This window comes from Micromonospora sp. WMMD1076, assembly GCF_029581475.1.
Taxonomy (GTDB): Bacteria; Actinomycetota; Actinomycetes; order Mycobacteriales; family Micromonosporaceae; genus Micromonospora; species Micromonospora aurantiaca.
This window is the reverse complement of record NZ_CP120862.1, coordinates 4937021-4957804: the sequence shown is the minus strand read 5'-3', so window position 1 is coordinate 4957804 and position 20784 is coordinate 4937021. Positions and strand designations below refer to the sequence as shown.

Annotated in this window: 13 protein-coding genes; 8 read left to right on the top strand and 5 right to left on the bottom strand. The window is 72.6% G+C overall.

Annotation, left to right across the window (positions count from 1 at the left end):
• Window positions 1-6: 6 nt before the first annotated feature.
• Both O7622_RS23020 and O7622_RS23015 read left to right on the top strand, forming a co-directional pair.
• Window positions 7-1185, top strand: coding sequence for a glycosyl hydrolase family 18 protein (locus tag O7622_RS23020; protein ID WP_282310278.1), 1179 nt, complete (start codon window positions 7-9; stop codon window positions 1183-1185).
• A gap of 163 nt (window positions 1186-1348) precedes the next feature.
• Window positions 1349-2896, top strand: coding sequence for a cellulose binding domain-containing protein (locus O7622_RS23015; RefSeq protein ID WP_282310277.1), 1548 nt, complete (start codon window positions 1349-1351; stop codon window positions 2894-2896).
• Window positions 2897-2996: 100 nt separating this feature from the next.
• Here O7622_RS23015 and O7622_RS23010 read toward each other — a convergent pair whose 3' ends face one another.
• The gene (locus O7622_RS23010; protein WP_282310276.1) at window positions 2997-3386 is read right to left on the bottom strand and encodes a beta-1,3-glucanase family protein; all 390 of its coding nucleotides are present in this window, start codon (window positions 3384-3386) and stop codon (window positions 2997-2999) included.
• Window positions 3387-3582: 196 nt separating this feature from the next.
• Here O7622_RS23010 and O7622_RS23005 point away from each other — a divergent pair, with 196 nt between their 5' ends.
• From O7622_RS23005 to O7622_RS22990, 4 genes are all read left to right on the top strand, one after another.
• Complete coding sequence (locus O7622_RS23005) at window positions 3583-6672, top strand: discoidin domain-containing protein (protein WP_282310275.1); 3090 nt, start codon at window positions 3583-3585, stop codon at window positions 6670-6672.
• A gap of 142 nt (window positions 6673-6814) precedes the next feature.
• Window positions 6815-7645, top strand: coding sequence for a M23 family metallopeptidase (locus O7622_RS23000; RefSeq protein WP_282310274.1), 831 nt, complete (start codon window positions 6815-6817; stop codon window positions 7643-7645).
• A 203-nt stretch (window positions 7646-7848) separates the two neighbouring features.
• A complete protein-coding gene (locus O7622_RS22995) occupies window positions 7849-8523 on the top strand; it encodes a hypothetical protein (protein ID WP_282310273.1) in 675 nt (224 codons plus the stop codon).
• Between the two features lie 88 nt (window positions 8524-8611).
• Window positions 8612-8812 carry a DUF202 domain-containing protein gene (locus O7622_RS22990; RefSeq protein WP_282310272.1) on the top strand — a complete coding sequence of 67 codons (201 nt, stop codon included), beginning with the start codon at window positions 8612-8614 and terminating at the stop codon, window positions 8810-8812.
• 16 nt (window positions 8813-8828) lie between these two features.
• Here O7622_RS22990 and O7622_RS22985 read toward each other — a convergent pair whose 3' ends face one another.
• From O7622_RS22985 to O7622_RS22970, 4 genes are read right to left on the bottom strand one after another with little or no spacing between them, the layout of a single operon-like run.
• Window positions 8829-10634 (bottom strand): ABC transporter ATP-binding protein, encoded by a 1806-nt coding sequence (locus O7622_RS22985; protein WP_282310271.1) that lies wholly within the window; start codon window positions 10632-10634, stop codon window positions 8829-8831.
• A complete protein-coding gene (locus O7622_RS22980) occupies window positions 10631-12523 on the bottom strand; it encodes an ATP-binding cassette domain-containing protein (protein WP_282310270.1) in 1893 nt (630 codons plus the stop codon). The genes O7622_RS22985 and O7622_RS22980 overlap by 4 nt, the downstream gene beginning before the upstream one ends.
• Entirely contained in the window at window positions 12520-13962 is a 1443-nt protein-coding gene (locus O7622_RS22975) for a cytochrome P450 (RefSeq protein WP_282310269.1), read from the bottom strand. Before O7622_RS22975 ends, O7622_RS22980 begins: the two co-directional genes overlap by 4 nt.
• A gap of 38 nt (window positions 13963-14000) precedes the next feature.
• Window positions 14001-15044: a glycosyltransferase gene (locus tag O7622_RS22970; RefSeq protein ID WP_282310268.1), complete on the bottom strand. Its 1044-nt coding sequence runs from the start codon at window positions 15042-15044 to the stop codon at window positions 14001-14003.
• Window positions 15045-15519: 475 nt separating this feature from the next.
• Here O7622_RS22970 and O7622_RS22965 point away from each other — a divergent pair, with 475 nt between their 5' ends.
• Together O7622_RS22965 and O7622_RS22960 are read left to right on the top strand one after the other, a co-directional pair.
• On the top strand, window positions 15520-16098 hold the full coding sequence (locus tag O7622_RS22965) for an LmbU family transcriptional regulator (protein WP_282310266.1): 579 nt from the start codon (window positions 15520-15522) through the stop codon (window positions 16096-16098).
• 126 nt (window positions 16099-16224) lie between these two features.
• Window positions 16225-20781, top strand: coding sequence for a non-ribosomal peptide synthetase (locus tag O7622_RS22960; RefSeq protein ID WP_282310265.1), 4557 nt, complete (start codon window positions 16225-16227; stop codon window positions 20779-20781).
• The last annotated feature ends 3 nt before the right edge of the window (window positions 20782-20784 follow it).

Below are 20784 nucleotides of genomic sequence, written 5' to 3'. Positions count from 1 at the left end.
AGTGCCATGAAACTCAGGCAGAAGATCCTGTCCCTGGCCGCCGTCACGGTCACCGCCACCGCCGTCGCGATCGTCCCGATGACCACGTCGAGCGCGGCCGCGGCCTGTTACCCGGCCTGGTCCGCGTCCCAGGTCTACGTCGGCGGCGGCCAGGCGTCGTACCAGGGTGTCAACTACCAGGCCAAGTGGTGGACCCAGAACGAGAACCCGGCCACGCACAGCGGCCAGTGGGACGTCTGGGCCAACCAGGGCACCTGCGGCGGCACCACCCCGCCGACCCCCTCGCCCACCGGCCCGACCAACCCGCCGCCGGCCGGCAAGATGGCTGCGGCGCCGTACGTCTATCCCGGCTGGGGCAACCCGCCGGCGCCCTCGACGATCACCGGCCAGGGCGTCCGCGCGTTCACCGTCGCGTTCGTGCTGGCGAACGGCTGCAACCCGGTCTGGGACGGTGAGGGCGGCCTGACCGGCGGTGTCCACGAGTCCTGGATCAACCAGGCCAAGGCGGCCGGTGCCACCAAGGTCCCGTCGATCGGGGGTTGGCAGGGCAACAAGCTCGGTCCGAACTGCGCCACCCCGGAGGCCCTGGCCGGCGCGTACCAGAAGGTCATCAACACCTTCGGCCTCAAGGCCATCGACATCGACATCGAGAACTACGACGAGTTCGAGAACTACACGGTCGCCGACCGCATCGTGAGTGCCCTGGGCATCATCAAGCGCAACAACCCGGGCGTCACCACGATCCTGACCTTCGGTACGACCACGAGCGGACCCAACGCGCACGGCGTCCGGCTGATCAACCAGGCCCGGGCACTGAACGCCAACGTGGATGTCTTCACCATCATGCCGTTCGACTTCGGCGGCGGCGCCGACATGTACACCAGCACCCGCAACGCCGCGGAGGGCCTGAAGAATCAGCTGAAGTCCACGTTCGGCTGGAACGACCAGACCGCGTACGCCCACATGGGCATCTCCGGCATGAACGGTCTGTCCGACCAGCAGGAGGTCACCACGCCGGCGACCTGGACGCGGATCCGTGACTACGCCAGGAGCAGCGGGCTCGCTCGATTCACCTTCTGGGCGGTGAACCGGGATCGCGGCTGCGCCGGTGGCGGCGTGGTCTCCAACTGCAGCGGCATCGCCCAGAGCGACTGGGAGTTCAGCCGGATCTCCGCCGGCTTCTAGCGACTGTCACGCCGTGGCCGGCAAGGCGCGGTGTCGTCCGGATATCACACCGGCATCCGGACGACACCGTTACGCCGCCGCTCACCGGCCCCACCCACGTCGAGTCATCGAACCCGACACCAGCTTCCCGATACCCCTCGGTCGGACACCCCCGGAGGACCGGATGGCGCGCACACTTCGAACCCCGCTCCTGGCTGCCCTGGCGGCCCTGGTCACCGTCGCCGCGGCTACCCTGACCCTCACCGGTCCGGCACTGGCTGCCGGCGCGACGGCCGCGTTCACCAAGACCTCCGACTGGGGCACCGGCTGGGAGGGTCGCTACACCATCACCAACGGAGGGTCGAGCACGATCGCCGGCTGGCAGGTCGCCTTCACGCTGCCCGCGGGCACCACCCTCGGCTCGTACTGGGACGCCACGGTCACCAGCGTCGGGCAGCGGCACACCTTCACCAACCGTTCCTGGAACGGCACCCTGGCCCCCGGCGCGTCGGCGTCGTTCGGCTTCCTGGTCACCGGCTCTGGCCTGCCCACCGCCTGCACACTCAACGGCGCGCCGTGCGGCGGTGGCGCGCCACCCACCACGGCGCCGCCCACCACGCCGCCGCCCACCACGCCGCCACCCACCACGCCGCCACCCACCACGGCGCCACCGACGACCCCGCCCACCAACCCGCCGAACACCGGGCTGCCGAAGCACGCCCTGATCGGCTACCTGCACACCAGCTTCGCCAACGGCGCCGGTTACCTGCGGATGGCCGACGTACCTGCGGACTGGGATGTCATCAACCTCGCCTTCGGCGAACCCACCTCCGTCACCTCCGGCGACATCCGCTTCCAGCTCTGCCCCGTCACCGAATGCCCCACCGTCGAGACCGAGGCCCAGTTCACCGCCGCGATCCGCGCCAAGCAGCAGCAGGGAAAGAAGGTGCTGCTGTCCATCGGGGGCCAGAACGGGCAGGTGCAACTCACCACGACCGCCGCCCGGGACACCTTCGTCCGTTCGGTGTCGGCGATCATCGACCGGTACGGCCTCGACGGCCTGGACATCGACTTCGAGGGCCACTCCCTCTACCTGAACACCGGCGACACCGACTTCCGCAACCCGACCACCCCGGTCGTGGTGAACCTGATCTCGGCGATCCGCACCCTCAAGCAACGCTACGGGGCCGGCTTCGTACTCACCATGGCCCCGGAGACGTTCTTCGTGCAGCTCGGCTACCAGTTCTACGGCTCAGGCCCGTGGGGCGGCCAGGATCCCAGGGCCGGTTCCTACCTGCCGGTGATCCACGCGCTGCGCGACATCCTCACCGTCCTGCACGTCCAGGACTACAACTCCGGCCCGATCGTCGGGCTCGACGGCCAGTACCACACCATGGGCAGCGCCGACTTCCACATCGCGATGACCGACATGCTGCTGGCCGGCTTCCCCGTCGCGGGGAACACCAACGCCGTGTTCCCCGCGCTACGCGAGGACCAGGTCGCGTTCGGCGCGCCCTCCTCCACCAGCGCCGGCAACGGCTACCTCGCCCCGGCCGGCGTGCAGCAGGCGGTGACCTGCCTCGTCCGGGGCCAGAACTGCGGCGGATACACCCCGCGCAGCGGCACCAACGCCCACTTCCGAGGCCTCATGACCTGGTCGATCAACTGGGACCGCTACTACTCCTGGGAGTTCCGCCTCAACCACGGCCCCTTCCTCAAGGCGCTGCCCTGACCGGCCCGACCGCCCACCGCGGTCGTCGGCCTCCCGTCCCCACGCCGTAGGCCGTGGACGGTTCCGGAACCGGCCGGGCGGTTCCGGAACCGTCGCGCGTTCACCAGCCGACGGCGACGAGCAACCACTGCGGGTCGCCGTGCGAGACGAACGACGACTGGTCGGCGACGTCGTACGGGAAGCCGTAGGCGCGGCCGTTGATGGCGCGGTCGTGCCAGAACTTCGCGTACCAGTTGGCCGGCGACTGCTGGTAGAAGCGGCTCGGATCCGCCCACTGCGCCCGGGGCAACTGCGCGGTGTGCCGGTTCAGCGCCGCGCAGCCGGTCGGGTCACCGGCGAACCGGCCGGCGCAGCCGAAGATGTCCGACGTGGCCGCCGACAGTCCGACGGAGCTGGCGTACGCGTCGGCGGAGCGCTGGAACGTCACCGAGCGGTCCTCGGCGGAGGTCGCCTCGTTCTCGCCGACCGCGACGTCGTATCCGGTGAGCAACCGGCGCCCGGGACGGCGGCGGTGGTGGGCCGGTGCGAGCCGGTGCGGGACGGGTGGGGTGGGGACATGAACGCCGCACACCATGATCTTTTCCGGACTTTCCGCACTTCGTTGACTTCAGCGAAGAGCGTCGATGAGGCTGGATTTGAGGACGCTCTCTCCGCACGGTCCCCACCACACCATCCGGGAGCCTCGCATGCCCGCGACACCACCGACGCCCGTACCCGTGCACCGCCGGCACCGCCCGGCCGCCGTGGCGCTGGCGCTGTTCGCCCTCCTCGCCACCTACCTCGTCGTGCCCGGACCGGCCGCCGCCGCGGCCGGACCGCTGATCTCGCAGGGCCGCCCGACCACCGCCTCGTCCTCCGAGGGGGCCGCCACACCGGCCCCCGCCGCCACCGACGGCGACGCCGGAACCCGGTGGTCGAGCGCCTTCGCCGACCCGCAGTGGCTCCAGGTCGACCTCGGCGCGACCGCCACCGTCGACCAGGTTCAGCTCGTCTGGGAGGCGGCCTACGCGACCGCGTTCCAGATCCAGGTGGCGTCCGCGCCGTCCGGACCCTGGACCACCGTCCACACCACGACCGCCGGCTCCGGCGGCACCCAGACCCTCGCGGTCACCGGCACCGGCCGGTACGTGCGGATGTACGGCACGACCCGGGCCACCGGATACGGCTACTCGCTCTGGGAGTTCAAGGTCTTCGGCAGCATCGGCACCACTCCGCCGCCGACCGGCCGGCCGATCTCGGAGTTCCGGACGGTCACCGCCTCCTCGTGGGAGGGCGGCAACGCGCCCGCCGCCGCGCTCGACGGCCGGAGCACCACCCGCTGGTCGAGCCAGTTCGGCAGCGACCCGCAATGGTTCAGCATCGACTTCGGCGGCGTCGCCACGATCAACCGGGTGGTGCTCGTCTGGGAGGCCGCCTACGCCACCGGCTACCGGCTGGAGACCTCGGCCGACGGGTCGACCTGGACCACGATCTACGCCACCACCACCGGCCGCGGCGGCACCGAACAGCTCACCGTCGCCGGGACCGGCCGCTACCTGCGCCTCTACGGCACCACCCGGGCCACCGGCTACGGCTACTCGCTGTGGGAGCTGCAGGCGTACGGCAGCGTCGACGACACCGCCACCACCGCGCCGCTGCTCTCCGGCCCCACCCGCCCGCCGTCGACCCGCGACCAGTTCGCGCTGACCGCTCCGGCCGACGCGGCGATGGTCACCACCACCCGCCGGCCCACGCTGAGCTGGACGGCGGTCGCGGGCGCGACCCGCTACCAGGTGTGGCTCAACATCAGCCGCACCGACTACGACTTCACCGCCACCGGCAACCTGCTCGACCTCTACACCAAGGTCGCGGAGCCGTCCGGCACGTCGTACACGCCCACCTGGGACCTGCCGGACCGCTGGACCTACCAGTGGTACGTCACCACGGTCGGCGGCACCCCGGTCACCTCGAACATCCGGCGCTTCAGCGTCTACCTGCCCACGCTGGAGAGCGTCGCCGACGGGGTCGGCGTCGTCGCCGGCGCCCGCGACCTCAACCGGAACGGCACCATCGAGCCGTACGAGAACTGGCGGCTGCCGGTCCAGACCCGGGTGGACGACCTGCTCTCACGGATGACGCCCGAGGAGAAGGCGTACCAGCTCTTCTACAACGCCCAGGCGTACCCCCGTTCGGGTTGGCACTTCGGCCCGGCGCAGGCGGCGGACCTGCACCAGCAACTGCTCGCGTCGGCCGGCACCCGGCTGGGCATCCCGTTCGTCTCGGCGGGTGACACCATCCACGGCTACCAGACGACCTACCCGATGCAGAGCGCGCTGGCCGCCGCTAAGAACTACCCGCTCGACTACCGGCTCGGCGACATGCAGCGGCGGGAGCAGTTGGAAGTGGGGACCCGCGGCGTCCTCGGTCCGCTGGCCGAGGTCGGCACCAAGGTGATCTACCCCCGCATCCAGGAGGGCAACGGCGAGAACGCGCAGGTCGCTGCGGCCCAGGTTCGCGCCCTGGTGGCCGGCCTGCAGGGTGGTCCGGAGCTGAACCCGCACTCGGTGCTGGCGACGGTCAAGCACTGGCCGGGCGAGGGCGCGGGCGGGGAGGCCCTGATCGTCTACGACAACGTGACGATCAAGTACCACATGATCCCGTTCCGCGCGGCGATGGAGGCGGGCGCGGTCAACATCATGCCCGGCTACGCGGGCAGCTCGCTGCTCGACCCGGGCGGGCCCGGCGCCGGGGACAGCGCCAAGATCCTCGCCTACCTGCGGCAGAATCTCGGCTACCAGGGCCTGATCACCACCGACTGGTTGCCGTCCGGATCCTGGATCGGCGCGGCGAAGGCCGGCTCCGACGTGATGGGTGGCGCCGACCCGGGCGCGGCAGGCTTCTCGATCGCCGACTTCGTGGCGAACGTGCCGGCGTCGCGGATCGACGACGCGGTCCGGCGGGTGCTGCGGGTGAAGTTCCAGCTCGGCATCTTCGAGGCCCCGTACGGCGATCCGGTCAACGGCCCGTACCGCTTCCACCAGCCGGCGTACGCGGCGCTGGCGAACCAGGCCGCGCGGGAGGCGATGACGTTGCTGAAGAACGACGCCGGCACGCTACCGGTGCGGCTCACCGCCGGTGACGACATCGTGGTCGCCGGTCCCCGGGCGGCCGACGGCGGCTCCTGCTGCGTGTGGACGAGCTTCTTCCACGCCGAGTACGGGTCGCAGACGATCCTGGACGCCGTCCGGGCCCGGGCCGCGCAGGCCGGGGTGACCGTCCACCAGGACGACAGCCCGAACCCGAAGCTGGCTGTCGTCGCGGTCGGCGAGTCCTCCTACACCCACGCGACGAACTGGCCGAAGGAACAGCCCTACCTGCCGCCGGAACAGCTCGCGGTGATCCAGAAGTTCCGCGCCCGCGGTGTCCCGGTGGTGGTGGCGCTGGTCCTGCCGCGGCCCTACGTCATCACCGAGTGGCGCAACCTGGCCAGCGCGATCGTGGTCACCTACCGGGGCGGCGAGGAGATGGGCCCGGCCCTGGCCGGCCTGCTCTTCGGCGACTACCAGCCGCGCGGCAAGCTGCCCTGGCAACTGCCCCGCGACCTCTCCGACGTGTTGCGTCCCGGCGGCACCGACACCCCGGCCGACGCGGTCGAGGCGTGGGACCTGCCGTACGACCTCGGCGCGAGCGCGGCCGAGCGGGCCCAGACCCGGGCCTCGATCGGCGCCGATCAGGCACCGGCCACGACCTACGGCAACCCGCTCTACCCGTACGGCGCCGGGCTGACCGGCTTCTGAGTCACGTGGACGGGGCCACCGCCCGGCGGCCCGGCGACGCGGGCCGTCGGACGGGCGGGGAAGGCCGGCGCCTGGTGCGGACCGGGTCCGGGGAAGGGGCGGATCCCTTGTGCGGCACCGGACGAGGCAGTATCTTGCATTGATGATCCTCAGTGGGCAGCCTCGCCCCGATCGTCCGCGCGCTGCCGGCCACGACGATCCGCGGCCCGAGGATCTCGGTGGGATCGCCTATCTGCGAGCGCTCTCTAGGCGGGGGTTCATCACGAGCGCCGCGTTGGCGGCGTCCGGGGTGTCGGCCGCCTTCGCGCTGCTGCCCGACACCGCCCGGGCCGCCGGCAGCTATCAGCGGCCGTGCGGGAACGTCCGGATCTCCAGCTCGTGGCAGGACCACCGGAACCGGACACCGCCCTCGGGCGAGCCGGGCACCGACTACGCGGTCGGCACCGGGACTCCCGTCGTGGCCGCGGCGAACGGCACGATCCGTCTCGTGAAGACCGACACCTCCACCGCGACCGGTCGCGTCGTGGGGATGGCGCACGACGACGGCAACTACACCCGGCACCTGCACCTGTCGCGGATCGCCGTCTCCACCGGTCAACGCGTGTCGCGAGGTCAGACGATCGCATACTCCGGCTCCTCGGCGAACGGCAGCGATTCCGGTGTGGGACCGCACGTGCACACCAGCCTCTGGCTGAACACCGGTGGTCCGACCAATTTCCGCGCGACTGTCGACTTCGAGAATCACGTCGGCGACGTCGCCGGCCCGAACCCGCCGGATCAGGAGGTAGATGACGTGTTCATCGCGAATGTGCGCGGTAACTGGTATCTCGTCGTTCCCCAGGGCACCGCCAAGCCGCGGGCGGTGGTCCTCGGTGGCGACAGCAATGCCGCCGCTTCCGGCATCCCCGTCCTGACCTTCACCTGGGATCCGTCGATCAACGCGCTGCGGGCGGCGGTCGACGGCATCGGTTGACGCCGTGCCGTCCGGGCGGGCGCCTGCCGGTCGTGCGTGCCACCGGGCGGCGACAGATCGGTTGACAGCGATGGACGATGTGCCGGCTCGGTGCCGTTCATGACAGCGGCCCCGCCCGGTGTGCGGCCGGAGGCGGTATCGTCATCCATCCTCGTCGATCTACGGGTCGACCCGTCCTGCCACGCACACCCTTCGGAGGCACGATGAAGTTCCGTCTCGCCCGTACGCTCGGCGTGCTCCTGCTCGCCCTGGGCGCCGCTGCCGCGCCGGCGGCCCCGGCCGGCGCGCACGCCACGGCCGACACGATCGGGGTCTACCCGCCGATCCAGGGCTCGTCCACCTGGGACCGGTTCGGCGTGTCCGGCCCGGCCGGCCATCACATCGTGTTCGGGAACTGGGGCTACACCAACGACTGGGCGGTGGACATCTACCGCGCCCCGGGGGCCACCGTCGTCTCGCCCTTCGGCACCAAGACCGCGGCCGGGCACCCGGTCGCGGTCACCGTGGTGACCGTCCGGGCGGGCTGCGCGACCGGCAACCTCGCCGACGGCGGTTACCGGATCGGGCTCGAGGCACGGGACACCGCGACCGGCGAGGTCATCGGTCGGGCGGACGTGATGCACGTGAACAACAAGCCCGGCGGTGTCGTCGTCGGCGCATCCGTCGGACCGTGGACCAAGCTCGGCGAGACCGGCCGGTTCCGGTACTCCAGCTGTTACCAGGTCAACGGCGACAGCGGGGCGCACATCCACCTTGAGGTGATCAACCAGCATCGGTACTCGTGCTACGTGGCACGCGCGGCCAACAGCGCCCTCACCGACCTGACCGTGGTCGGCCGGATCGGCACCCACCACTCGGGTCAGCGCGCGGCCTGCTGACGGCGGAGCCGGTCCCGCGCCGAGCGACGGCGCGGGACCGCCGGCGTCACACCGCCGGGACGTCGTGCACCCGGGCGCTGGCCAGGACGTGGACGTCCGGTTCCTGCCCACCGACGAGCGCACCCTGCTCGCCTGGCTGCGTACCGCGCTGACGATGCCGGCCGGGGGAGTGGCGCTGCTGCACCCGTCGGACCTGCCCGCGTCCGGACGTGGCGCGGTGCCGGCGACCGCCGGGGTGGTGGTGATCGCGACGGCGATCGTGGCCGTCCACCTCACCGACCTGGGCTGAACCGCGACGCCGGACGTCATCGGTAGGCGCCGGCCTGCATCCGGTACAGCGTCGCGTAGCTGCCGCCCAGCGCCATGAGCGCGTCGTGGTCGCCCGCCTCCGCGACGGTGCCGGCGTCCAGCACGACGATGAGGTCGGCCATGCGTACCGTCGAGAAACGGTGCGAGACCAGCACCGTGACGGCGCCGTGCGCGCGAGTGCGCGCGGCCTGCGCGGCGTAGCGCTCGAACAGCGCGTGTTCGGCCTCCGCGTCCAGCGCCGCGGTGGGCTCGTCGAGGATCACCAGCAGCGGCGCCCGGCGCATCATGGCCCGGCCCAGCGCCGTCTTCTGCCACTGCCCGCCGGACAGGTCAGTGCCCGGCGCGTAGCTGGTGCCGAGCCGGGTCGCGAGGCCCTGCGGCAACTGCGCGGGCAGGTCGGCGGCGCCGGCGCGGGCCAGCGCGGCGGTGACGGCGTCGCCGTCGGTGACACGAGGCAGGTCGCCGACGCCGATCGTCTCGCGGGCCACGAACTCGTAGCGGGCGAAGTCCTGGAACCCGACGGTGACGACACCGCGCCAGCCGTCGAGGCTCAGCCCGGCGAGATCGACCCCGTCCACGGTGACGGTGCCGTGGGACGGACGGTACAGCCCGCACAGCAGCTTGACGAGACTCGTCTTGCCGGCGCCGTTCTCGCCGACGATCGCGACGGTCGAGCCGGCCGGCAGCAGCAGGTCCACGTCGCGCAGCGCGGGCCGGCCGGTGCCCGGGTAGGCGAACGACACGTTCCGTAGCGCGATGCCCTCCCGCAGCCGGTCCGGCGGCGGGCCGTCCCCGCCGGGGGACCGGTCACCGGCGGCGGCGCGCAGCTCCCGCAGACGGCGGTCGGCGGCGGCGAATCGCTGCAACGCGGGCACGAGCGACACGGTCTGGGCCACCTGGGCATTCACCTGGGCCGCGAGCACGATGATGAGCACGACGCCGCCGAGGCTCTGCCGCCCGGCCGCCGCCTCGCGGACGGCGAGACCGACCGCACCGACGTAGCCGACGGCGAAGGACAACTGCCCGAGCGCCCGTAGCGCACCGCTGCGCAGGTGCCCGCTCCACAGCGCGGCACCGGCCGAGCGCCACTGCGCCGCGTGCCGGCGCCGGATCTCGTCCTGCAGGCCGTACACGCGAAGCTCCTTGGCGCTCGCCGGCCGGGTCGCGAGCTGGAACAGGTTGCGGGCCAGGCGGGTGGGCGCGGCGGCGGCGAGCCGCGCGCGGTCGAGGATCCGCTCGGCGCGGCGGCCGGCCAACAGCGGCGGAACGGCGACGAGTGGCAGCAGCAACAGCACCGGGTGGACCAGGGCCAGCAGAGTCGCCGTGGTGGCCGCGCCGACGAGCAACCCGCCGGCGGCGAGCAGCGCCTCCAGCGCGAGCCGAACGTTCTGGATCTCCTCCTCCAGCACCGCGAGCCGGTCGGCCCGCTCCGGGTCCTCGTGCATCTCGAGGCCCGGGGAGCCGTTGGCCAGGCCGATCAGCTCGACGTCGTAGTCGACGAGGCTTAGCTCGGCCAGCTCGAAGTAGGCGACGTGGGCGAAGTGGCCCAGGGTCAGCGCGGCCAGCAGCAGCGCCGCCACCACGCAGCCCGCCGCCGCGGCGGTTCCGCGTTGGCCGGCTGCCGCGGCGTCGAGCAGCCACCGGAGGGCGGCGGCGGCGAGTGGTAGCGTCGCGCCGCTGACGATCATGAGTGTCGCGGCGGTCAGCGTCTTGGCCGGGCTCTGCTCCCAGCAGCGGCGCAGCAGGTCGCCGACGGCGGTGGTGAAGGCGCCGCGTGGAGGCGGTTCGGTGGCCGTGGTCATGCCGTCGCCACCTGGCCGTGACCCGCCGCGGGCTCCTCGCCGAAGCGGTCGGACTGGAGGCGGAAGAGCCGGGCGTACCGGCCGCCGCGGGCGACCAGCTCGTCGTGGCTGCCCTGCTCGGTGATCCGGCCGCCGTCGAGCACGACGATGTGGTCGGCCCGGCGCACGGTCGAGAAGCGGTGCGAGATGAGCACTGTCGTCCGTCCCTCGGTGAGTTGCGCGAACTCGGCGAAGAACCGGGCTTCGGCGCGCACGTCGAGGCTGGCGGTCGGCTCGTCGAGGACCAGGATCGCGCCGTCGTGGCGCAGGCGGAACAGCGCGCGGGCGAGCGCGACGCGCTGCCACTGGCCGCCGGACAGGTCGGTGCCGCCCTCGACGTGGGCGGCGAGCGGGGTGGCGAAGCCGTCGGGCAGCCCATGCAGCGCGTCGAGGATGCCCGCCGCCGCGGCCGAGGAGCGGATCCCGGCGTCGTCGGCGATGTGCGCGACGCTGCCTAGGCCGATGTTGTCGTGGGCGGAGGTCTCGTGGCGCAGGAAATCCTGGAACACCACGGCGAGCAGGGCCCGCCAGCGTTCGACCGGGTAGCGGCGGATGTCGGTGCCGTCCGCGCTGATCGTGCCGGCGTCCGGCTCGTACAGCCGGGCCAGCAGCTTCACCAGCGTCGTCTTGCCGGCGCCGTTGAGCCCGACGACGGCGGTGCAACGGCCCACGGCGATGCTCAGGTCGAGACCGTCGAAGACCGGCTCCGGCCGGCCGGGGTAGCGGAAGGTGACACCCTCGAAGCGCAGCTCGTGTCGGGGTGGTGGCACCTCGGCGCGATCGGCGGGCACGACCGGCGGGTCGCCCCGCTGCGCCTCGGTCCGGCCGACGAACTCCCGCACCGCGCCGTAGGCGTCGCCGCCGTACTCGGTCTGCAGGTCTGCCTCGGGGTAGTACTCGCCGAGCCGGACGGCGCCCATCACCGCCTGGATGGCGACCGCCGCCTGCGCCGTCGCGGCCGTCTGCGCTGCCGAGGCGCCGACACCGGCGAGGACCGCGGCGGTGACGAGCAGGCCCGCGCCGGTGTACCAGAAGTACGGCCACAGCATGATGCGCCGGCGCGCCCGCCAGGTCGGCAGCAGCCATGACAGGTGGTGCGCGCGGTAGCGGTGGGCGAGCCATCCGGCCAGGCCGAAGACGCGGATCTCCTTGGCCGCGCCCGGCCCGATCGACAGTTGTCGCAGATAGTCGCCCTCCCGGCGGAGGTGCGCGTTGGCGCGGAAGACATTCGAGTACCGGTGCAGGCCGCCGCGGTGGCCGTGGCGGAACAGCAGCACCACCGCGGCGACGGCGGCGCCGGCGAGCCAGGAGTACAGGGCGCCGAGCACCACGGCGAAGCCGAGCAACTGCGTGTACCGGGCGATGAGGTGCAGCAGTCCCGCGCTTCCCCGGCCCGGGCTCTGGAACGCGCGGTCGAGTTCGCCGCGCGCCCGGTCCAGCAGTGCCAGCGATTCCTGGTCCTCCAGCCGCTCCAGGCCGGGCGGGCGCAGCGCGGCGGTGATGAGTTCGTCGCGCACCCGCGCGTCGACCCGCCGGGCGACGAGTTCGCCGAGCGCCGCCTGGACGGGCACGAGCACCTGCAGGGCGGTGAACGCCGCCGCCGCCACGACGAGCGCGCCGAGCACCCGGGCGCGCTGCGGGCCGCCGGCCGCCGGCAGCCCGGCGAGGATCGAGCCGGTGGCGACGACGAAGATGACCGGCAGCACGCCGAGGACGGCGTTGCATGCCGCCGCGGCGACGCACGCGGGCCAGCCGGCGGCCGGCAGCAACGTCGCGAGCCGCCAGCGGGCGGCCACCACGTGCCGCACGTGCCGGGCCACCCGGGCGCCGATCGCGAGCGCCTGGGTCACGAGCGCCCCGCCGGTCCGGGCCGGGCGCCGACCACCGAGCCGCGCACGACGGCGACCTCGCGGCCCGGGTCGCCGTCCTGGTCGGCGAGGACCATCCGGACGCCCGGGCGGGGCAGCATGCGGGTGCCGAGCAGGCCAGGGTGCGGTTCGATGCGCTGGCCGGGCGCCAGGTCCAGGCGGTACCGCTGGATGATGCCGCCGACGACGGAGCGGAACGCGTTGCGGGCCAGCATCTTGCCGATGCACGAACGTTCCCCGGTGCCCCACGGCTCGAAGGCGCCGGGCGGGTAGTCGTCACGGCCGACGAAGCGCCCCGGGTCGAACGTGAGCGGGTCGGCGAACGAGCGCTCGCTGCGCTGGGTGACCCACGGCGCGAGCATGAGCGTCGTCCCCGCGGGCAGGCGGTGGCCGCCGACGTCGGTGGCGCGGATGGTCTGCTTGAACTCCCACGCTGCGGCCGGGTACAGCCGCATCGTCTCGTTGAGCACGGCTTCGAGGTACGGCAGGGCCTTGACGTCCTCGGGGCGGGGAACGCGCCCGCCGGTGGCGCCGGACAGCTCGGCGAGGGCTTCGGCCGTGGTTGCCGGGTGCAGCGCCAGCAGCAGCAGCGCCCAGATCAGCGCCGACGCGAGCGACGTCAGACCGGCGAAGTGCAGTTGCAACATGAACTCGCGCACGAGCCGCGGGTCGCGGGGCAGCCCGGCGCGCTCCAACTCGGCCAGCAGCGCCTGGGCGAGCGAGTGGCGCGGCGGCACGCCACGCACCGCGTCGAGCCCGGCCACCAGCTCGTCGATCGCCGAGGTCGCGGTACGCAGCCGGCGGCGCTGGGCCAGGCCCGGGATCTCGACCGGGACGAACGTCGTGGCGAGTCGGCGTACGGTCGACTCCATGACATCGATGTAGAGGTCGACGGCGGCGTCCGCGTCGGGCGCGGTCCCGGACACGTCGGTGCCGAACATGTACACCTTGAAGATCCGCCGCGTCAGCGCGGTGATCTCGGGCACCAGGTCGACCACCTGGCCGGGCCGCCAGCGCCGCAGCAACCGCTCGGTCTCCTCGACGGCCACGGCGCTGTAGGCGGCGAGTGAGTGCTGGCCGAGGGCGCGGTGGCAGATCTTGCGGTACGCCGCGTGCTCGGCCCCGGTCGAGTTCAGCGGTCCCCGGCCCTGCACCTCGTCGCGGGACTGCAGGTTGATGCCGCCCCCGCCGCTGATCTCCACGTGTTCGCCGAGGCCGGCGTAGACGGCCGCCACCTCGGCGGCGCCGAACGCGGCGACGACCCGGCCGCCGTTCAGTGGCAGTGCGACGAGGTCGCCGTAGTCGCGGTGGGCCCGTACCAGGAAGCCCAGCGGGTCGCGCAGGAACGCGATCTGGCAGCCGACGAGCGGTGGGCCCGACGGGCCGGGCAGCCGAGCGGGGTGAGCGGCCGAGGAGGTCACGGTCGTGGTGCTCCTTTCCTGTTTCCGGCTCCGTCAGGTCAGTCCGGCTCCGGGATGCCGAGAGCCGCCCGGGTGCGGCGGGGCGCGATTCTCATGGCGAGGTTGACGAGGACACCGACGACGCTGAGGGCGCCGAGCGGGCCGAGCACCTTCACCGCCGCCCGGAACGGCAGCGGACCGGGCAGGGCCGGACTGATTTCGCGGGCGACCGTCAGGTAACGCCGGGCATGGTCGCGCTTGCCCTGCCGGACGCATTCGAGCCCGGCGATCCACACCAGATACCGCATGGAAAAGCTCTGGACGGCTCCGTTCATCCAGCCGCATTCCCGGGCCACCTTGATCATTTTTAGCACCGAGCGGAAGTAGGCTTCGTTGTCGAAGCGCATACGGTTGGTCACCCGGTCGCCGGGGTGGTCGCGATAGATCACGCCGACCATGGGGATGTGCCGGATCCGGGCGCCCCGCATCACCATGCGGCACACGAGCTCGGTGTCCTCGACGACGGTGAGCGTCTCGTCCCACCCGCCGTGGTCCAGCAGTCTGTTCCGCCGGAACAGCGGCTGGGAGGTCTCCAGCGCGGGTATGCCGGTGCCGGGGAAGACCAGTTCGTACGTGCGTTCCATAATCCGCTCGACGGTCTGCGCCAGATCCTCTTCCGGGAATGTGGTCGCCTCGGTGAAGTCGTAGTCCCGCGGTTCGTGCATGGCGGTGAAGACGATGTCGGCATCCGGTTCGGCGGCGAACGCCTCGACCGACCGGGCGACCTTCGCCGGGGTCAGCACATTGTCCGCGTCGAGGAATTGCACATATTCGCCGTTCGCCATTCGCAACCCTACGTTCCGGGCCGCCGAGGGACCGCCGTTGGGTTTGCTGACGATCGCGATATCGTCACCGAAAGTCGTTTCCAGAATGGCCCTGCTGTCGTCGACGGAACCGTCGTCGACGACGATTACCTCGATATTCGGATACGTTTGCCCAAGCGCGCTGCGTACGGCGTGCCGGATGTATTCCGCGCCGTTGTAGCACGGCACCACGACGCTCACCAGCGGCGTGCCGGACGCCGCGGAACCCTCGGTCGTCACCTGTCACCCCTGCCCACGGGACCGGTCGGCCCTGGTCCGGGCCGCCACACGAGGATGCTCGCCAACGGCGCGGCGTCTGTCGAGGTCTTGTCATCACGAGGCAGTCGCCGGGCGGCCACGGTGATTGCAGGGGTTGCGCCCGCCGCGCCGTCGTGCAATGCCGTTGCTGAGCGTCACGAAGTCGGAGCCGTCTATCCACTGAGACGATTCGGTTGACTCGAACTACGCGTCCCCCGTAGCCTCCATATCGATAGCGACCCATGCATAGAGGGTGCTATTCGGCCGCCTTTTTCGTCGCGAAGACAGTGTTCGTCCGTGATACACGGCTTCGCGGTCAACAATTGAACGGGGGCTCTTTATGTCAGGTCCCGAGACCCAGCAGAACCGAGATCAGGATCCGTCCCGCGCGCCCCGCAACGGCTGCGTCGCGTTGGGTGACGTCGCCCCGGCACCGTCCTCCGCGGCGCGACAGGTCATGATCACGCCGGTTGGCCTGCGCATCCCCGGCGATCTCTCCTTCGACGGCTGGGAGCGCGCCGGCCGGCAGTTGTCGAGGATCATCGACTCCACCGCGTGGTGCCTGGGCGACTGGCTCGTGTACGGCAAGCACAAGTACGCGGACCGATACCTGCAGGCGATCCAGATGGCCGACCTCGACTACCAGACGCTGCGCAACTACGCCTGGGTCGCCCGCCGCTTCGAGCTCGGTCGGCGGCGGGACGGGCTGAGCTTCCAGCACCACGCGGAGGTCGCGTCGCTCGTGCCGGCCGAGCAGGACCACTGGCTCGACGAGGCCGAACGGCACGGCTGGTCGCGCAACCAGTTGCGCCGGCACGTCCGCGCCGGCCGGCGCGGCCTCGCGCCCACCGCCGCGACCAGCGCCGCCGTGCTGCCGCGGGTGAGCGTTCCGAACGACCGCTTCGAGCGCTGGCAGGCGGCCGCCGACCGCAGCTCCACCGATTTCGGGGAGTGGATCGTCGCGGCGCTCGACCGGGCCGCCGCGCAGGCACTCCGGGCCGAGGCGGCCGCCTCACCGCACAGCTCCGCGGCGTAGTCCCCGCGCGTGTCCCGCCGGCGGGACACGCGCCGGAGCACCGGGTGCCCCTCGGCTCCGGTAGTGCGCAGTCCGAGCCTCGGTCGGAGCCCGGGGCCAGCCACAGTCGAGCCACGGAGGTGAACGATGGCCGGAACGGCGGACATCGCAGGGCGACGGGCGGCGCTGAACCCGGCGCGGGCGGAGCTGCTGCGACGATGGACCGCCGGGCGTGCCGGGTCCGCGGGCATACCCCGCCTGCCCGACGACGGGCCGGCCGTCCTCGCCTACTCCCAGGAACGGCTCTGGCTGCTCGACCGCTTCCTCGGCGGCGGAAGCGCGTACAACACCATCCCGCTCGCCGTGCGCCTGCGCGGGCCCCTCGACCCGCAGACGTTCCGACGCAGCCTGGCCGAGGTCGTGCGCCGGCACGAGATCATGCGTACGCGCTTCACCACCGTCGGCGGCGAGCCGCGCCAGGTCGTGCTCCCCGACGTGCCGGTCGCGGTGGAGTTGGTCGACCTGCACGCCGAGCCGGACCCACCGGCGGCCGCCGAGCGGTTCGTCGCCGAGCACCGCGCCGACACCTTCGACCTCGCCGGCGGCCCGCTGTTCCGCACCTGGCTGCTGCGCCTCGGCGGGGACGAGCATCTGCTGCTGCACCTGACGCACCACATCATCTCCGACGGCTGGTCCGACGACGTGCTCGTCCGCGAGATCGCCACCATCTACCAGGCTCTCGCCGACGGCGGGGAATCGCCGCTGCCGCCGCTGCCCGTCCAGTACCGCGACTTCGCAGCCTGGCAGCGCGAACGGCTCAGCGGCGAGCGGCTGGAGCGACTGCTCGGGCACTGGCGGGACCGGCTCGGGGACGCGCCGCGCACGGTGGAGCTGCCGACCGACCACCCGCGCCCCGCCGTGCAACGCCTGGCCGGCATCACCTGCCCGGTCCGGATCCCGGCCACGACCACCCGCGCGCTGCGCGCGGTCGCCCGGGCCGGTGACGCCACCCTGTTCATGGTCGTGCTCACCGCGGTCGACGTGCTGCTCGCGCGCTACAGCGGCCAGAACGACATCGTCGTGGGCACTCCGGTGGCCGGCCGGACCACGCCGGAGACCGAGGCGCTCATCGGGTGCTTCATCAACACGCTCGTGCTGCGCACCGACCTGTCCGGCCACCCGACCTTCCGCCAGGCCGTCGCGCGTGTCCGGCAGGTCGCGCTGGCCGCGTACGCCAACCAGGAACTGCCGTTCGAGCGGCTCGTCGAGCTTCTGCAGCCCGACCGCGACACCAGCCGCAACCCGCTGTTCCAGGTCATGTTCGCGCTGCAGAACAGCCCGCCCACCGACCAGCGGTTCGGTCCGTTCACGTTGAGCCCCGTCGAGCTGGACAACGGCGTGGCCAAGTTCGACCTCACCATCGACCTGCGTGAGTTCGACGGTGAGCTGGTCGGACGGCTCCAGTTCGACAGCGACCTGTTCGATCCGGCGACCTGCGAGCGGATGACCCGGCACTTCACCACGCTGCTGACCGCCGTCGCGCAGGACCCGGACCAGGCGGTGTCGGACCTGCCCCTGCTCGACGCCGCGGAGGCGGCACTCGTCACCGGCGAGTGGAACGCCACAGAGGTCGCGCACGAACTGGAGAGCCTGCACCGGCTCGTCGAGCGGGCGGCGGCCCGGTGGCGCGACACGATCGCGGTGAGCGCCCCGGACGGCCAGCTCACCTATCGGGAGTTGAACCGGCGTGCCGACCTGGTCGCCCGTGCGCTGCGCGAGGCCGGAGTCGGTCCGGACACGCTCGTCGCGCTGTTCGTGGACCGCTCGGTCGCGCTGCCGGTGGGAATCCTCGGCATCCTCAAGGCCGGCGCCGCCTACGTACCGCTCGACCCCACCCACCCCGCCGACCGGATCGCCGCCATGCTCAGCGACGCCGCCGTGGCGGCCGTGCTCACCACCGGCGCGCTGCGCGACGTCCTGCCGGCGCAGCCGGCGCCCGTGCTCGCCGTCGACGCGTTGCCGCCCGCGAGCGGCACCGGTGCGCTGCCGGACGTCCCGCTGGACGCGCTCGCCTACGTCATCTACACCTCCGGCTCGACCGGTCGGCCGAAGGGGGTGATGATCTCGCACCGCGCCGTGGCGAACATGATCCGCTCCACCCTCGACGACATCGGCGTCGACCCGGGCGACGCGGTGCTGCAGTACGCCACCGTCTGCTTCGACGTGTCCGTCCTCGAGATCTTCATCGCCCTCTGCGGCGGCACCCGGCTGGTCATCCCCGACAGCGAGACAGTGCTCAACCCGCACGCGCTCACCCGGCTCGTCCAGGCGGAGCAGGTGACGGTGTTCGACATCCCGCCCGCGGTGCTCGAACTCCTCGACGCCGACGCGACGCCCTCGCTGCGCGTCCAGTTCATCGGCTGCGAGGCGTTCGGCGGCCCGCTCGCGACCCGCTGGCAGCGGCCCTGGCGGCGGCTCATCAACGGCTACGGCCCGACCGAGGCGACAGTCATGATGACCCTGATGGAGCTGGACCGGCCGTACGACCGGATGCCGCCGATCGGCACGCCCATGCCCAACCACCAGGCGTACGTGCTCGACGAGCGGCTCCACCCGGTGCCCGTCGGCGTCGGCGGCGAATTGTACATCGGCGGCACCGGTCTCGCCCGCGGCTACCTGCACCGGCCGGGCCTGACCGCCGACAGGTTCGTGCCCGACCCGTTCGCCCGTCACCCCGGCGGCCGGCTGTACCGCACCGGCGATCTCGCCGCCTACCGCGCCGACGGCGTCCTGTCGTTCCTCGGCCGGGTGGACCGGCAGGTCAAGATCCGCGGCTATCGCATCGAGATCGGCGAGATCGAGGCCACCCTCGGCACGCACCCGCTCGTCGGGCAGGCCGTCGTCGCCGTGCGCGGCGACTCCACCGACTCCAAACACCTCGTCGCCTACGTCCAGCCCGCCGGTGCGGCCGGGTTCACCTCCGGCGAGATCCGTGACTGGCTCGGGCGGCTCCTGCCCGCGTACCTGGTGCCGCAGGTGATCGTGCCGATCGACGCGCTGCCGCTGCTGCCCAGCGGCAAGGTGGACCGGGCCGCGCTGCCCGACCCCGCGACGCTGACCGCGTCGCGGCCGGACGAGGACCGCCCGGCCGCCACCGCCCGCACCGCCATGCAGCGGCGGCTGGTCGAGGACGTCTTCGGGCCGGTCCTCGGCGTGGCCGACCTCGACGTGCGCGAGAACTTCTTCCAGCTCGGCGGCAACTCGCTGCATCTGGCGGCGCTCCAGTCGCGGATCGCCGAGGTGCTCGGCGTGGAGGTGCCGCTGCGCACGCTGTTCCAGATGCCGTCGGTGGCCGCGCTCGCCACCCACCTCGAGGGCAGGTCGCCACACGCCGAGAGGGCCCGGCAGCCGCGCGACGACGACCCGGAGCGCTTCCCGCTCACCCCGCAGCAGGTGCGGCTGTGGGAGCAGGCCGAGCGCACCGGCTGGTACAACAAGCCCCTCGCCGCCCGGCTGATCGGCATCGTCGACCCCGAGGCGGTCCTCGACGCGGTACGCGCCGTCGTGCGCCGCCACGAGCCGCTGCGGACGACCGTCGACGCCGCCGCCGGCGAGCCGCAACAGGTCGTCCACGCCGAACTGGAGCCGGCGGTCGACATGATCGACGTCGGCGAGGCGGCGATCGCCGAGGTCGTGGCGGCGGAGGTGAGGCGGCCGTTCGACCTCGCCCGCGGTCCGATGGTGCGGGCAGTCCTGCTGCGGCTGTCCGACTATGATCATGTGCTTGTCGTGACCGCCCACCCGCTGGCCTGGGACGGTGCCTCCCGCGCGGTGCTCGGCCGGGAACTGCTGGTGCTGGGCGACGCCGCGGACGCGGGCGGGCCGCTGCCGCAGCTGACCGTCCGCTACCGCGATCACGCCCGCCGCCAGCGCGACTGGCTGGCCGGTCCGGAGGCGGCGTCGGCGGTGCGGCGCCGGCGCGACCGTCTCGCCGGCGCGCCCGGTCCGCTGCGGCTGCCCGGCCGGACCGGCGGGGCGCAGACGTGGTCGCCCGGCGGCGTGGGCGCGGCGCGGCGCTTCACCGTCCCCGGCACCATCGAGCCCCGTCTGCGGGCGCTTCAGGACGAGGCCGGTGTCACTCCGTTCGTGCTGTTGTTCGCCGCGTTCGCCGTGACGCTGCACCGCCTCACCGGCGGCGTCGACCTGGTGGTCGGGGTGCCGATGGCCAACCGGGTCGAACCGGGCACCGCGGCGCTCGTCGGCCATTTCGTCAACACCCTGCCGCTGCGCGTCGACCTGGGCGGCGACCCGACGTTCGGCGAGGTGCTGCGTCGCGTCAACGACGCCGTCGTCGACGCCTATGCCGACCAGCGGGTGCCGCTGTCCGTCGTGCCCGGCGTGGCGCCGTCCCCGGTTACCTTCGACCTGCTCACCGACGCCGCCGGGCTGCGGCCCGCGCCCGGCGTGGCGATCGGCGCGGTCGACGTCGACACCGGGCGCGCCGACGTCGAGCTGGCGATGGCGATGGAGCTGCGGTCCGACGGGCTGCACGGCACAGTCACCCACGCCACCGATGTCTACCCCGCGGAGGTGGTGCACCGGCTGATCGAGGAGTACCGCGCCGTGCTCGCCGCCGTCGCCGCCGATCCGGCGCCGGCCCTCGCCGCAGTGGCGCGGCGTGACCCGCCGGACGTGGCAGGCTGACGC

Excerpts from the sequence above, each read along its gene's own strand:
- O7622_RS23020 (WP_282310278.1), top strand. The coding sequence starts at position 7 with ATGAAACTCAGGCAGAAGATCCTGTCCCTGGCCGCCGTCACGGTCACC.
- O7622_RS23015 (WP_282310277.1), top strand. The coding sequence starts at position 1,349 with ATGGCGCGCACACTTCGAACCCCGCTCCTGGCTGCCCTGGCGGCCCTG.
- O7622_RS23005 (WP_282310275.1), top strand. The coding sequence starts at position 3,583 with ATGCCCGCGACACCACCGACGCCCGTACCCGTGCACCGCCGGCACCGC.
- O7622_RS23000 (WP_282310274.1), top strand. The coding sequence starts at position 6,815 with ATGATCCTCAGTGGGCAGCCTCGCCCCGATCGTCCGCGCGCTGCCGGC.
- O7622_RS22995 (WP_282310273.1), top strand. The coding sequence starts at position 7,849 with ATGAAGTTCCGTCTCGCCCGTACGCTCGGCGTGCTCCTGCTCGCCCTG.
- O7622_RS22985 (WP_282310271.1), bottom strand. The coding sequence starts at position 10,634 with ATGACCACGGCCACCGAACCGCCTCCACGCGGCGCCTTCACCACCGCC.
- O7622_RS22965 (WP_282310266.1), top strand. The coding sequence starts at position 15,520 with ATGATCACGCCGGTTGGCCTGCGCATCCCCGGCGATCTCTCCTTCGAC.
- O7622_RS22960 (WP_282310265.1), top strand. The coding sequence starts at position 16,225 with ATGGCCGGAACGGCGGACATCGCAGGGCGACGGGCGGCGCTGAACCCG.